The following is a 391-nucleotide window of genomic DNA, read 5'->3' on the forward strand; positions in this document are numbered from 1 at the left end:
CCAGATTTTTAAAGAGCAAAACTTCGCAGTGCACCTTTTCAGGTTCACTCTGAAGTTTTCTTGTATTCGCAGTAAAGATGGTGGAGCTATGCGGGATCGAACCGCAGACCTCCTGCGTGCAAGGCAGGCGCTCTCCCAGCTGAGCTATAGCCCCATCGTAGTTAACCTCTTCAAATTTGCGGTGCAAATTTGGTAGGCCTGAGTGGACTTGAACCACCGACCTCACCCTTATCAGGGGTGCGCTCTAACCACCTGAGCTACAAGCCTGTAGAGGTTTTACTGCTTCATTTCATCAGACAATCTGTGTGAGCACTGCAAAGGCAGGTTCTTTAAGGTAAGGAGGTGATCCAACCGCAGGTTCCCCTACGGTTACCTTGTTACGACTTCACAC

Annotated in this window: 2 tRNA genes and 1 rRNA gene; all 3 read right to left on the reverse strand. The window is 49.6% G+C overall.

The window, feature by feature from the left end:
• Positions 1-78 precede the first annotated feature (78 nt).
• A tRNA-Ala gene (locus tag AB1287_RS22320) sits at positions 79-154 on the reverse strand.
• Positions 155-190: 36 nt separating this feature from the next.
• A tRNA-Ile gene (locus AB1287_RS22325) sits at positions 191-267 on the reverse strand.
• Positions 268-335: 68 nt separating this feature from the next.
• Positions 336-391: ribosomal RNA gene (locus AB1287_RS22330) — 16S ribosomal RNA — on the reverse strand; the annotation flags it as partial.

This window comes from Scandinavium sp. UTDF21-P1B (assembly GCF_040750395.1).
Classification (GTDB): domain Bacteria; phylum Pseudomonadota; class Gammaproteobacteria; order Enterobacterales; family Enterobacteriaceae; genus Scandinavium.